This is a genomic window from Francisella sp. AG1, from assembly GCF_057683165.1.
This window is the reverse complement of record NZ_CM173135.1, coordinates 639,967-653,611: the sequence shown is the minus strand read 5'-3', so window position 1 is coordinate 653,611 and position 13,645 is coordinate 639,967. Positions and strand designations below refer to the sequence as shown.

Here is a 13,645-nt window from a genome sequence, read left to right as displayed (position 1 = left end):
TATGAAACATTTTAACACTATAACTATAGGCGCCGGTATATCTGGAATAAGTTTTGCAAAAAAACTTTCTGATTCTGGAATAGAAAACTGTATTTTTGAAGCAAATAAGGTTGGTGGTTGTATTGACTCTATTAAATATAAAGATTTTTGGTTTGAAATGGGAGCTCACACCATCTATAACTCATACTCAGAAACCATAGAATATATTAGTAATAATTCCCTAGAAAAGGAAATATTGTCAAGAAAAAAAGCACCTTTTTTATTTGTGCAACCAAACAATAAAATCCAAAGCATATTTATAAATCTAAACCTATTTAGTTTAGCTCTAAAATATTTAAAAAACAAAAAAACTTCAAAAGAAAATAAAACTGTAGAAGAATATGCCTCAAAAGTGTTTGGGAAAGCTAACTATCTCAAAACTTTAAAATATTGCTTCAATGCAGTCCTTTCACAAGATAGTAAAGATTTTCCTATGGAATATTTATTTAAAAAATATCAGCGCAATACAGCTTTTCCCAGAAGCTTCACTCTAAGGAATGGCTTATCAAAACTTTTAAAAAATCATAATCAAAACATTATAAAAGAATCAGTTTCTCGAATATTAAGAGATAATAATAGCTGGATCATACAAACAAAAAATCAAAGCTACTCATGTGATAACCTCTGCTTAGCTACTCCATGGCATATCACAGAGGCTCTTTTAAAAGATGTAGCTCCAGTCATCGCAAAACACAACTTCCGACCGAAACTCTCCAAATTAATAAGTCTAGGGATTGTTGTTACAAAAGAATCTTTAAAACATATCAAAAACCTAGCAGGCTTAATAGGTAAAGAACAATTTTTCTATTCAGCAGTTAGCAGAGATGTTATTGAACACACAAGACTACGAGCAATAGTATTTCACTGCCATAAAGAATATTCTCAAACCATTTTAATAAAAAAAATAATTAAATTATTAGAAATATCAGAACAAGATATTCTATACACTCAGATTAAGCATAACTATTTACCAAAATATCACCGTAACCATAAGCTTTTTTTAAATGATCTCAGCATAGAGTTAGCTAAAGTTCCTAATCTATACCTAACTGGCAACTTCTTTGATAGACTTGCTATTGAAAATTGTATTAGAAGGTCTAATAACCAAGCAAATAAACTCCTCAACAATTATTTAAATAAGTAAGCTCAAGCCCAGAACAAATCTATTAAAAAATAGTGCTAAGGTAATTAAAACAATCATAATCACTAACTAGGATTGGCCTTTGTTTGAAAAAACAATTTGATTATTATCTCTATAAAATGTATCATATACACTGCTTAAAATTTCAAACTAACAACAAGTTTTAAACACTCTTGTCTAATAGAATTTTTTGCTAAAACTGAGTAATTGACAACAATAATATAAAGGAAAAAAGATGAAAACGTTTACTGCAAAACCATCAAATATCAAAAGAGAATGGCTTTTGATTGATGCTACAGATAAAACTTTAGGTCGTCTAGCTACTGAAGTAGCAATGATCCTAAGAGGTAAAAACAAACCAGAATATACTCCTCATATGGATACTGGTGATTATGTCGTGATAGTAAATGCTGAAAAAGTTACTGTAACAGGTAACAAGAAAAAAGCTAAAATCTATCATCATCACACTGGCTATATTGGTGGTATCAAATCAGTATCTTTTGAGAAACTGATTGCAACTCATCCAGAAAGAGCTATTGAAAAAGCTGTTAAAGGCATGCTTCCAAGAACTCCACTAGGTCGTGCAATGTTCAAAAAGTTAAAAGTTTATGCTGGTGAAACTCACCCACATACAGCTCAACAACCTCAAGCTCAAAATATTTAATAAAGGATGGTAAAAAATGTCAGAATATAATTATGGTACAGGTCGTCGTAAAAGCTCTGTGGCTCGTGTATTTATGAAAAAAGGTAATGGTCAATTTATTGTTAATGGACTTCCATTAGAACAGTATTTATGTCGTGAGACAGATTGCATGGTTGTTAAACAACCTCTAGAACTAACTAGCAACACTGATAACTTTGATTTCAAAGTAACTGTCAAAGGTGGTGGTACTACTGGTCAAGCTGGAGCTATTCGTCTTGGTATAACTAGAGCTCTTATCGAATATGATGAAGATCTTAAGCCAGCCCTTCGTGAAGCAGGATTCGTAACTCGTGATTCTCGTAAAGTTGAGCGTAAGAAGCCAGGCCTTAGAAAAGCACGTAGAAAAAGACAATTCTCTAAACGTTAATATATCATTTATATTAACCATTTCTATTATGCTTTTATTCCATTATTAGGAGGATAAAACTTTGGTTTTATACATAAAAAAAGATGATATCTATAGTGATATCGTAAGAACAATCCTTCTTATCAAAGGTGCTAATGCACAGCTTATAGATGTTTCCGAAGAAGAAAATTCCAAATACCTTGAAGAGCTAAATATCATCACACCAAATGGCAATATCCCAACTCTAAGTACGGATGAATTTGCTGTATATAGGCTTAATGTAGTTATAGAAGCTATCGAAGATCTATACCCTTTTCCTCCTATGTTTCCGGTATTTCCAAAACAGAGAGCTAATGCTAGAATTTTATTAGAATATGTTAATAAAACTTTTCTGCAGAATTTATTTAAGCTTCAGGAAAATAAACTAGATGAAAAGGAAGCTGATGATATTAAGCTAATTATGCAAAAAGACATAATAAACACGTACAAAACAATAGTTAATGAAAGAGAAGTTAATGCTGAAAGCAATCCTGATGCTCAAAATATTAATGTTCTGACTTTAATAATTACTTTTGTTTTTTACTACTTTATTAAGCTAAAGATCTCAATTCCTACAAAAGATAAAAATATTGTTAAGGAAATTAAAGATTTGTTTAGTGAGTCAAATTTCATTAAAGCTATCAAAGGAGAAGGAGCTTAATATGGCGATGCTTAGAGCCTATATAGTTAAGGCAACATATGACTGGTTGGTTGATCATACTTTTACACCATACGTATTAGTAGATACTGAATATGACAATGTCGTAGTACCTAAAAATTATATTGATGAAGATAAGAAAATATTACTAGACCTGTCTCCTCAAGCCATTCAAAACTTAAATATAGATGATAAACATATAACTTTCGAAGCTTCTTTTGATGGTGAAGCAATGTCTGTTAATCTCCCTATAGAAGCAGTTTTAGAAGTTTTTTCCAAAGAAACGGAACAGGGAATGTATGCTCGCGAATTTGGTTATGGTATTAATATTGATGAAGGTGAAGATGACGAAACAGCCAATCCTAAAAAAGATGGTGAATCAAACATTGATAATGTCATCACCTTAGATTAATTTGTATACTTACTCCTAACTAATATTACTTATCAAGCTTTACATTAAAATAATATAAGCATAGATTTTAACTCTTCATAGTAGCTTACTTAATTTTTGATTTTAGTAGCTACTTATTTCTAATACCCATCCACACCTAGATTATGGTGTTTTGAAAAAATTCAAAACAATATTATTGGCTCTGTTGCAACTATAGTTAATCTGATAATATTGTGCTAAAGACGTGAGTAATAGCATCAGATAAATTATCAAAAGAATTATTTACTTTTCTTAAAATTCTTTTAAAATTGGCCCAAATTTTTTCTATAGGATTTAAATCAGGAGAATAAGTAGGAAGGTATAGTATCTGTATATCAAACTTCTCTGCTATTTTAGCCAATTTAGGAGATTTATGAAAACTAGCATTATCCATAACAACAGTAGTCTTTGGAATTAACTCAGGACATAAATGCTCTTCAAACCACTGATTAAAAATTTGAGTATCTGTATATCCAGTATACTCTAGCGGTGCTATAATCTTCTTTTCTAAATAGTTATAACCAGCAACTATACTTTTTCTCTGAGTTTGATAAGCAATAACTTCACCATAGCTAGGTTTACCAACAAGAGACCATCCTCTTAGTACAGACTGTTTATTATCCATACCCATTTCATCTAAATATACAAGTTTGTTAGGTTCAATAGTCTCAACAACCTCTATAAAACTTTGCCTATCTTGTTCTTTTCTTTGCTTATATTTAGGTGTCTTTTTTTAAAACTAAAACCAAGTCTGTTAAGACAATCATAAAATGTGCTTCTAGGTATTTCAGGAGCTAATGCTTCTCTAATATCTAAAGCCATTGCATCTGGATATGTTCTTAAGTAGCTTTCTATCGCTTCCTTATCTGTAAAGGTTGCTACTCTACCGCAACCCAAGCCTTGCTTAGATTTATAATCACCAGTTGTCTCGTATAAGTTTATCCAAGATCTAGTAGTACGGATATCTATATTAAAAAAATTACTTAGCTCTTTGTCTGTTAGGCCTTCTTTATATTTAGTTATTACGATATCTCTGAAATCTTGGCTATATGATGACATTTTTTCTAAATATTATAACATTATTGTCAAATAACTATCGGATTAACTATATTTGAATATTTAAATTAATCACAGGATATCATTATGAGTAAAAATATATTTCAAAGAATAAAAACTAGAGAATTAATAGTATTGTTTATTATTATAATAGCAATTATTATACAACTTTATTTTGATAGAAAAGGTTTTAACTACTTACTTTTTATACCTTTATTTACACTTATAACTTTTTATTTTAATGAAATAAAATCTATAAAATTTGCAAATATTGAATTGAAAAATTAAATAAACCAGTAAAAGACTTAGCCAAGGCTGCTATAAATAATGACTATAAAGCTCGTAATGATAAAGAAGCAGCAGCTATAGCCTACTTAAATGGTATTATTGAAAATGGATTGTCTATGAAATCTAATTAGAATTCACATAATGATGTGAGCCGAGCCTAAACTGTTTGAAGCAATAGCTATTATATCGACTTCGAGAGACCTATTCTCATCTTCCATCCAGTTCAGTATTTTGCCTTCGTAGCACACTATGTACTCGCAAACATACCTTATTTGCAAATAACTAATTTATATTAAAAACCGAAAAAACTGTGGACTCTGCAAACAATTCCTATAACTAATTCCATATTTTAAATACCATCTAATTGCCCATAGAATTACTACACCATAGAAATACTTATGTTTGAATCCATTCATAAAAAACCAAAATCAAATAATTGCTATAGTCCAAATATCTTTGCTATCACAAACAAATAGCAGTCTGATAATTCACATCTTGGAACATGGAATTTTAAAATGATTTCTAGCCTGATATATAAAATTAATTTCCATTACCTCTATAATAACTCTTTATTACTAGTGATAAATAAACCACATATTAATAAGTTTTTCTATCTGTGAGAAAAAAAACTGGTAAATATCCCACTATGAAACTTACCGGAATACATACGGTTGCCCAATAAAAAACAAAACTCTCTTGATCTAAGAGCAAATAACAAACAAATGAACTTATGATCCCAATTATGACACTACAAATAGCTCCTACCAAATTAAGTCTCTTGCCATAAAACCCATATAATAAGCTAAAGCAGCAATAGGAATATTAAATAATAACATTTTATCAAGAATTTGATCTATGAATTCATTTGCAATAAAATAACTCAGTATTGCTATACCACAAACCGTGATCACACTATTTTTCTTAGTTTTATTTTTTTGAAAATGCACAAAACATATCGAAGCCATAGTATTCCACAGTGCAGCTATAGTTGTTAATGCTATTAAAAATAATACTATATAAAATAAGAGTATTGCTGGCTTGGCAAATAGCTGTGAAATCATAATTATCAGAGCTCTATCTGGAGAGATACCAGAAACAAAACTACTATATTTTGCTGTAGCAAAAACGGCCACAAGATAAAATAAGCTTACTATTATAGATGTCAGCAGAACTGAATAAAATGCAACCTTTGCTGATTTTGCAGCAAATATTTTCTGCCCATACCAGGGAGATATAGTTAATCCGATAGTTATTTGACAATAATGTTATAATATTTAGAAAAAATGTCATCATATAGCCAAGATTTCAGAGATATCGTAATAACTAAATATAAAGAAGGCCTAACAGACAAAGAGCTAAGTAATTTTTTTAATATAGATATCCGTACTACTAGATCTTGGATAAACTTATACGAGACAACTGGTGATTATAAATCTAAGCAAGGCTTGGGTTGCGGTAGAGTAGCAACCTTTACAGATAAGGAAGCGATAGAAAGCTACTTAAGAACATATCCAGATGCAATGGCTTTAGATATTAGAGAAGCATTAGCTCCTGAAATACCTAGAAGCACATTTTATGATTGTCTTACCAGACTTGGTTTTAGTTTTAAAAAAAGACACCTAAATATAAGCAAAGAAAAGAACAAGATAGGCAAAGTTTTATAGAGGTTGTTGAGACTATTGAACCTAACAAACTTGTATATTTAGATGAAATGGGTATGGATAATAAACAGTCTGTACTAAGAGGATGGTCTCTTGTTGGTAAACCTAGCTATGGTGAAGTTATTGCTTATCAAACTCAGAGAAAAAGTATAGTTGCTGGTTATAACTATTTAGAAAAGAAGATTATAGCACCGCTAGAGTATACTGGATATACAGATACTATACCTTCCTGCTTATTCTCCTGATTTAAATCCTATAGAAAAAATTTGGGCCAATTTTAAAAGAATTTTAAGAAAAGTAAATAATTCTTTTGATAATTTATCTGATGCTATTACTCACGTCTTTAGCACAATATTATCAGATTAACTATAAAATATAAGTAAAAGCGGTTAAGATAGCCAAAGAAATTGAAAAAGAGATTGGCAAAGATACCTTTATACCTGGCTCTTGAGATTTAGAGAAGGAAGAAACATCCATATTTAATGCAAGGTATGCTAAATATATACAAAACAATAATGAGAATATAAAACTTAATCTATCTATTCTCACTATTGATAAAAGACCATCTCTAATGGTAAATAAAAGCATAATCAAACAAGCTATACCACTAATTAGCCAATGGTTATACTCAGGGAAAAGCTGTTGAAAACAAATAGCAACTGAATGAATAAAATTAGCTCCAAAACCAAGCATTGCGACTAATAGACAGATTGCCACAAAAAAACCAAATATAGGATTATATCTTTGAGAAAAAAACTCTGAAACTGTTATAGCATCAAATCTTTTCCATTTTTTTGCAACCACAAAAGTATAAAACAATAAACCAATGAGAAATACCATACCTAAAGAAATTGCTGAGCTACCATAAATATACCCTAGGCTTGAGAAACCTATAAGTGTCGAAATATTTAGCTCTGTCATGACTAAAGTGGCGGTTAAAGCAAATATTCCTAAGCTTTTTCTTGCTGTGTAATATTTTTCTGAAGTATCCACCAATAATGTATCCTCTAAAGCAATAATTTTATTGGCTTATAACTTTTTCTATGGATATCCAATATGCCATATTCTTTTATATTCTTAAGATGCTCTTTTGTAGGGTAGCCTTTATGTTTAGCAAAACCATACTGAGGATATAATTCATCGTGCTTTAGACATATCTTGTCTCGATAAACTTTAGCTAATATAGAAGCTGCGGATATTTCTATAACTTTGGAATCTCCTTTCACTATGGCTTCGGAAGCATACTCCCAAATTGGTAGCTTATTTCCATCTACTAAAACTCTATCAAACTGATTTTTTAAATTATTTGCAACTTGCTTCATCGCCTTTAAAGTAGCTTGTAAAATATTTAATCTATCAATTTCTTGTGGCGAAACTTCTACTATTGAGTATTTTTCTGCTTTAGAAATAATTTCTAAATAAAGAGCTTGACGTTTTTTATCACTTATTTTTTTTGAATCAGTTAATCCATCAATTTTCGTTTTTTGATTTAAAATCACACCTGCGGCAACTACTGGTCCAGATAAAGGACCCCTTCCAGCTTCATCTATACCCAATATAATCATATTATTTCCCTTGATTATCCAATGATGTTAAAAATCCTCTTAAAATATTTATTTCTTGAGTCTCTAACTCGCTCCGTTGGAAAAGTCTTCTTATTTTATCTATAACATAGCCTGGTTTATCTTTATCTAAAAACCCAGTTTTTATCATACTATCTTCAAAGTGTTTATATAGCCCTTGTTGCTCTTTTACAGATGCCTTTTTATGCAAATGATTATATTCGGGGACCTCTTTTAATGAATCTGAAGATTCAGTAGCTTGTTTATATATCTCATATGCAACTAGCTGTACTGCTTGTGCTAAATTTAAAGAAGTATAACCTTCATTTGATGGTATATAAGCGTGTACATTACTCATTAACAATTCTTCATTTAATAATCCAGTTCTTTCACGGCCAAAAAGGATTGCTATTTTTTCATCATATTTTTCAATCTTACTCAAAATTTTTGTAGCAACCTTTGTAATTGACTCAATTGGTAAAGATACTCGCCTAACTCTTGCACTTGTTCCAACAACATAATCAATACCATCTAAAGCCTCTTCCAATGAATCCACTATTTGAGCATTTTTTACAACCTCTGTAGCGTGACATGACAAGGCTATTGCTTCATCATTAATTTGTTTTTTTGGATTTACAAGCCACAAATTTGTTAAACCCATATTTAGTATAGCTCTTGCCGTCGAGCCAACATTGCCACTATGAGAAGGCTCTACAAGCACAATTCTAATATTTTTAAAAATTTTATTCATTATTTTGTATTAATAATTAGTTTATATAAATCATCCGCAGTTTTTACTTGCTGAAAACATTTTTGTATATCGTCACTTTTTAGGAATATAGCTAGTTGTTTTAATAATTCCATATGAATTTCAGATATATTTTCTGGAAAAAATATACCTACAGCTATTTTTATATCATCATTAATAGAATCATCGTAATAACTATTCTTAAGCGTTACTATGACTATTTTGGTTGTATTAAGATTTTCTACCCTACAATGAGGAATATAAATATTTTTACCAATATATGTATTACCTATTCTTTCTCTTTTATAAATATTGCTAAGTACAAGATCCTCACTAACATTTGGGTAAGCATCAGCTAATCTATTAGCTATAAATTCTATTAATCGTTTTTTAGATTCAATATTTAGATTTAGAATAATATTTTTCTTATCAATTAGAGCTTTTAGATTCATAGAACAATAAGATAGGTTAAAAATGAAAATATATTATTCACTATGGTTGCATCTCATTTTGTCTTTATGTCTTTTAATTTGACGAGCTAATTTATCTTCAAGCATATCTATAGCAGCATACAAATCTTTATCTTCTGCTTTTGCTACAAACTCACTACCAGGAACTGCGACAATAGCTTCTGCTACTTGCTGGTCTTTTTCTACAGCTAAAATAACTTTTGTAGAAGTAATATTATCAAAATAATGTCCTACCTTACCAACCTTCTCATCAACATAGTTTTTAATTGAATCAGTAACTTCTACGTGTCTACCTGTAATTTGAATATTCATATAAACCTCCAGATTTAATGTCTAACACACGGTACTACCCTGTTTTAATAATCATCGAAATGATATACTTGCACTTTATAAGTATACAAGTTAAAAACCATAAAGAAAAGCGATGAACAACAATGCAAAACAAATTTTAACCTCGTTAGGATTAATTGCTGTAGCAATTATATCATTTATACTTTTTGCTCCTTTATTTATATTTTTAATAATTTTTTTAATGATTTTTTCTTTTTTATTACGTAGAAAAATTATAAAGCAAAATCCTGATTTTTTTAAACAATATAATAACAAGAAAAAAGGAAGGATTATTGATCAAGAAAACGATAATCATTTTAATAATTCTGACCCTAACCAAAAACTAAAATAGATATGTACACAAAAGACACAATCGTTGCAATAGCTACCCCACAGGGCAATGGTGGTATAGGCATAGTCCGACTATCAGGAATAAATGCTCTAAATATTGCACAAAAGCTCACAAAAAAAGAACTAAAACCTCGTCATGCTACATTTTGTAATATTTATAATAACCAAGAGATTATAGATCATGGAATTACTATCTTTTTTAATTCTCCATTCTCATATACAGGTGAAGATATTGTTGAAATACAGGCTCATGGTAATCCTTTTATACTAAACTTAATTATAAAAGCTGCTATTGATTGTGGTGCTAGAATAGCAAAAGCTGGTGAATTCACAGAAAGAGCCTTTATGAATAATAAGCTTGATTTAGCTCAAGCTGAAGCTGTGGCTGATATCATAAACGCCTCATCTGAGATCGCAGCAAAATCTGCTACTAAATCATTACAAGGCGACTTCTCAAAAGAAATAAATAACCTTCTCGAAAAATTAATTTATCTAAGAATGTATGTTGAAGCATCTATAGATTTCCCAGAAGAAGAAATAAACTTTTTAGAAGATCAGAAGATACATAATAGTCTGGCACAAATTTATAATACTATTTTAGAAGTACGTAATAGCTGTAAACAAGGAGCTATTTTAGCAGAAGGCGTTACATTAATACTAGTTGGTAAACCTAATGCTGGTAAATCTAGTCTTTTAAATGCTCTAGCTGGCAAAGAATCTGCAATTGTAACATCTATTGCTGGCACTACTAGAGACATTGTTAAAGAACATATTCAAATCAATGGCGTACCTATGCATATAATAGATACCGCAGGATTAAGAAATAGTGATGATATAATTGAAACTGAAGGTGTAAAAAGAGCTATTACAAAAATTCAAGAAGCTGACCAAGTTCTCTTTGTAACTGATGATTATATTAATAGCAAAGTCACATTTAGTGATATAAAAGATATAATTCCAGAATTTTATGCCCAAATCCCTAAGAATATAGATATTACATATGTACATAACAAAATAGACCTACTTCAAGGTGCTCCTGAAAATCAGGATAATCATATATATATATCAGCTGCAAATAATATAGGTATTGATAAGTTAAAATCTCATATTCTAAAAAAAGTAGGATATACAAACCAGAATGAAAGCATCTATACAGCACGTGAAAGACACGTGGATGCTATTAATAAAGCCTTTGATCACATCAAACTAGCTAAACATCAACTTGAGCTTGGTCATGGTGAATTACTTGCCGAAGAACTACTGATTGTACAAGAATATCTTAATTCAATCACAGGTGAATTTAGCTCTGATGACTTACTGGGAGAAATTTTCTCAAGTTTTTGCATTGGTAAATAAAGATTAGTAATATTTTTCACTTGCAGAAGTAACCCTATCCTCTAGTGCTTGGACACTACTTGAAGTATGTACTGATCTTTTCTCACGAGAATTTAATGTACTGTAGTTAACATAATTAGCATAAGCAGCTGACTGGATTAATATTAGCATCAAACAATATGTATATATTTTCATAATAAACTTAAATTTAATTATTTATATTTCTATAATTATAACATTATATTAATAAAATACATGAATAAGTTTTTACAAAGTTTATTATAAATTAAAATAATTTATAATTTTGCAAACATACGTCTATAAACTTAATAAACTCCTGTTCTAAATTATTACGTATACCCACATCTCTAACTAGATAGAAACTAGTTTCGCCAAAATAGTATTCTTCTAAAATAGGTATCACATTATCTTTATTACTTACAAATATGTTCAAAGTATTTATAATACTATTACACTTTGTTGTTAAATTAATATCATAAATTGCATTACTAAGAAATATCTTAGGCTCTATATCAACCTCCTCTCTAAGACCATTTTCTTCAGAGATTCCAATCAAATTATTTTGACATTCATTATGGTCAACGAATCCCATTATCCTATGATTTTTTAAATCTTTTACTCTTTTAGGAACACCTTTTTCTTGGACATATTTCTTAGACGCATATAGCTTACTTTTTGCTTTTACTAAAGTTTTTATTGTACAATTATTCACTTCTGGTTTTTTTGTAGTGATTGCCACATCTATACCATCTTTAACTAAATCCGTAACTTTAACAGCATAGCTGAATATTATTTTTACATTAGGATATCTTGTATAGAATATATCTAATTTATCAGCAATAACATTATCAAAGAAAATTTTTGGAAGTCCTACCTTTAATATGCCTTGAATTTCTTTAGAACTATTTAAAAGCTTTTGAAGAGTATCATTTGCTTTTACTTCTATATCACAAAAACTTTTATACAAAATCTTTCCTTCAGCTGTCATCTCTACTAAGCCTCTAGAATTTCTCTTTATAAGCTTAGTGTTCATTGATTCTTCTAAATTTTGAATTCTACGTGACACAGTACTCTGAGACACATTTATTAATTTAGCTAACTCTGTAAACGTTCCTATATTTATAAGCTTAATAAAGAGAAAAATATCATCATAACTCATAACCTCTCCTTTTGCATAATAGCTATGCATTAATTGTTATGGACAAATTAATACTACTACAAATATACTATCCTGTGTTAGTCGAGTTACTAACTTTAAACTAAAAAAGCAATTCATGGGAAAACTAAAATGAAAAAGACAATATCAAAATTTTTACTTGGCACAATTCTATTAACAATCGTTATTCCTGCTTTTGCATGCTCTGAATTAAATCATGATTTTGGAAACAATTTAGGAATATATTCTGCTAGAACAAAGGATCTATTTATAGATTTAGAACCAAGCTTAACGATTTATCCAAGGGGTACAAAGGAAAAAGGAAGGCTTACTAAGAATTCTCTTAATTGGACAGATAAGTATGGCTATGTTTCTGTAGATGAAACCAATTTATATAACCTTACCGCAGAAGGAATTAATGAGAAAGGCTTAGCTGCACATTTATTATATTTTGGAGAAATGCAACAGCCTGAAAGAGATGTCAATATTAAAGGTATCAATGGTTTAGTTTGGATTAGATACATATTGGGTAATTATTGAACAGTTCAAGAAGTTTTAAATAATCTCCAAAATTACCAAATATACACACCTAAAGTTAAGCTTAATGGTAAAGAAGGCTTTTTACCTATTCATTATTCTATCGAAGATTCTCAAGGTAATAGTGCTATAATTGAATATGTTAATGGTGAACTTAAAGTACACAAGAATATCAAAGCTATGACTAATGAGCCAAGCTTAGAAAAGCAAAATGAGAATCTTGATATAATAAAAAGTCTTGATGCTTACAATATAGATAATGTACCTGGTGGTGCTAAATCTGAAAACAGGTTCGTGAGAGCCAGTTTTATAAGTGAAAATATGCCTGAAGCTTCTACTGCTAAAGATGCTGTAAACTATATGTTTGCTGCTGCAGATTCAGTATCTGTACCATTTGTAAAAGGCTATAAAGATGAAGACTTTACAAAAGAAGGACTTCAAGATAAATGGCCAACTCAATGGAAAAGTGTAATCTCTATGAAAAATAAAATACTATATATAACTGATGTTTTAGTAGGTAATAGAGTATTCGTTGATTTAAGTGAAGCTAACCTTCAAAATGGACAGCCTGTTAAAAGCATCTCTATAATGTCATCTTCACTAGTGGGTGATCTGACAGATGAACTAACCTCAAAAAAATAACTAATCTATGCAATTTACTATAAAAATAATTTTGTCATTCTTTATACTTTTTAGCCTTATAACATCAGCAAATTCACATCCAGGAAAATTAAAATCATACTCTATGAGTGTGATACCAAAGCATCAATCTAA

At 29.9% G+C, this 13,645-nt stretch carries 15 protein-coding genes and 4 pseudogenes; 10 read left to right on the top strand and 9 right to left on the bottom strand.

Annotated features, from left to right (window positions below; genetic code table 11):
- The first annotated feature begins 1 nt into the window (after window position 1).
- From ACR0PV_RS03270 to mglB, 5 genes are all read left to right on the top strand, one after another.
- Complete coding sequence (locus ACR0PV_RS03270; RefSeq protein WP_488173565.1) at window positions 2-1,183, top strand: NAD(P)-binding protein; 1,182 nt, start codon at window positions 2-4, stop codon at window positions 1,181-1,183.
- A gap of 232 nt (window positions 1,184-1,415) precedes the next feature.
- Window positions 1,416-1,844 (top strand): 50S ribosomal protein L13, encoded by a 429-nt coding sequence (rplM, locus tag ACR0PV_RS03265; protein ID WP_488173564.1) that lies wholly within the window; start codon window positions 1,416-1,418, stop codon window positions 1,842-1,844.
- A gap of 16 nt (window positions 1,845-1,860) precedes the next feature.
- Window positions 1,861-2,250: a 30S ribosomal protein S9 gene (rpsI, locus tag ACR0PV_RS03260; protein ID WP_488173563.1), complete on the top strand. Its 390-nt coding sequence runs from the start codon at window positions 1,861-1,863 to the stop codon at window positions 2,248-2,250.
- Window positions 2,251-2,311: 61 nt separating this feature from the next.
- On the top strand, window positions 2,312-2,929 hold the full coding sequence (mglA, locus tag ACR0PV_RS03255) for a transcriptional regulator MglA (protein ID WP_488173562.1): 618 nt from the start codon (window positions 2,312-2,314) through the stop codon (window positions 2,927-2,929).
- 1 nt (window position 2,930) lies between these two features.
- Complete coding sequence (mglB, locus tag ACR0PV_RS03250) at window positions 2,931-3,338, top strand: transcriptional regulator MglB (RefSeq protein ID WP_488173561.1); 408 nt, start codon at window positions 2,931-2,933, stop codon at window positions 3,336-3,338.
- Between the two features lie 196 nt (window positions 3,339-3,534).
- On the opposite strand, the gene ACR0PV_RS03245 is transcribed toward mglB, so the two are convergent.
- A protein-coding gene (locus tag ACR0PV_RS03245; RefSeq protein ID WP_488173560.1) for an IS630 family transposase occupies window positions 3,535-4,415 on the bottom strand; the annotation gives its coding sequence in 2 pieces (ribosomal slippage) (window positions 3,535-4,091 and window positions 4,091-4,415; 882 coding nt in all).
- 84 nt (window positions 4,416-4,499) lie between these two features.
- Here ACR0PV_RS03245 and ACR0PV_RS03240 point away from each other — a divergent pair.
- On the top strand, window positions 4,500-4,700 hold the full coding sequence (locus ACR0PV_RS03240) for a hypothetical protein (protein WP_488173559.1): 201 nt from the start codon (window positions 4,500-4,502) through the stop codon (window positions 4,698-4,700).
- Window positions 4,701-5,297: 597 nt separating this feature from the next.
- Here ACR0PV_RS03240 and ACR0PV_RS03235 read toward each other — a convergent pair.
- A pseudogene (locus tag ACR0PV_RS03235) lies at window positions 5,298-5,935 on the bottom strand (SLC5/6 family protein); the annotation flags it as partial.
- Window positions 5,936-5,983: 48 nt separating this feature from the next.
- Here ACR0PV_RS03235 and ACR0PV_RS03230 point away from each other — a divergent pair.
- Window positions 5,984-6,727, top strand: a pseudogene (locus tag ACR0PV_RS03230) (transposase).
- Window positions 6,728-6,730: 3 nt separating this feature from the next.
- Here the strand turns inward: ACR0PV_RS03230 and ACR0PV_RS03225 are convergent.
- From ACR0PV_RS03225 to hpf, 5 genes and pseudogenes are all read right to left on the bottom strand, one after another.
- Window positions 6,731-7,354 (bottom strand): annotated as a pseudogene (locus tag ACR0PV_RS03225) (sodium:solute symporter family transporter); the annotation flags it as partial.
- A 14-nt stretch (window positions 7,355-7,368) separates the two neighbouring features.
- The gene (gene rnhB, locus ACR0PV_RS03220; RefSeq protein ID WP_488173558.1) at window positions 7,369-7,926 is read right to left on the bottom strand and encodes a ribonuclease HII; all 558 of its coding nucleotides are present in this window, start codon (window positions 7,924-7,926) and stop codon (window positions 7,369-7,371) included.
- 1 nt (window position 7,927) lies between these two features.
- Window positions 7,928-8,674, bottom strand: coding sequence for an RNA methyltransferase (locus ACR0PV_RS03215; RefSeq protein WP_488173557.1), 747 nt, complete (start codon window positions 8,672-8,674; stop codon window positions 7,928-7,930).
- Entirely contained in the window at window positions 8,674-9,123 is a 450-nt protein-coding gene (locus tag ACR0PV_RS03210) for a PTS sugar transporter subunit IIA (protein ID WP_488173556.1), read from the bottom strand. Before ACR0PV_RS03210 ends, ACR0PV_RS03215 begins: the two co-directional genes overlap by 1 nt.
- Before the next feature lie 33 nt (window positions 9,124-9,156).
- A complete protein-coding gene (hpf, locus tag ACR0PV_RS03205; RefSeq protein WP_488173555.1) occupies window positions 9,157-9,453 on the bottom strand; it encodes a ribosome hibernation-promoting factor, HPF/YfiA family in 297 nt (98 codons plus the stop codon).
- A 112-nt stretch (window positions 9,454-9,565) separates the two neighbouring features.
- On the opposite strand from hpf, the gene ACR0PV_RS03200 reads away from it, so the two are divergent.
- Complete coding sequence (locus ACR0PV_RS03200; protein ID WP_488173554.1) at window positions 9,566-9,823, top strand: hypothetical protein; 258 nt, start codon at window positions 9,566-9,568, stop codon at window positions 9,821-9,823.
- Window positions 9,824-9,825: 2 nt separating this feature from the next.
- Window positions 9,826-11,178 (top strand): tRNA uridine-5-carboxymethylaminomethyl(34) synthesis GTPase MnmE, encoded by a 1,353-nt coding sequence (gene mnmE, locus ACR0PV_RS03195; protein ID WP_488173553.1) that lies wholly within the window; start codon window positions 9,826-9,828, stop codon window positions 11,176-11,178.
- Between the two features lie 3 nt (window positions 11,179-11,181).
- Here mnmE and ACR0PV_RS03190 read toward each other — a convergent pair whose 3' ends face one another.
- Complete coding sequence (locus tag ACR0PV_RS03190) at window positions 11,182-11,328, bottom strand: hypothetical protein (protein ID WP_488173552.1); 147 nt, start codon at window positions 11,326-11,328, stop codon at window positions 11,182-11,184.
- A 115-nt stretch (window positions 11,329-11,443) separates the two neighbouring features.
- On the bottom strand, window positions 11,444-12,337 hold the full coding sequence (locus ACR0PV_RS03185) for a LysR family transcriptional regulator (RefSeq protein WP_488173551.1): 894 nt from the start codon (window positions 12,335-12,337) through the stop codon (window positions 11,444-11,446).
- Window positions 12,338-12,466: 129 nt separating this feature from the next.
- On the opposite strand from ACR0PV_RS03185, the pseudogene ACR0PV_RS03180 reads away from it, so the two are divergent.
- Window positions 12,467-13,513, top strand: a pseudogene (locus ACR0PV_RS03180) (linear amide C-N hydrolase).
- Window positions 13,514-13,645: the final 132 nt, after the last annotated feature.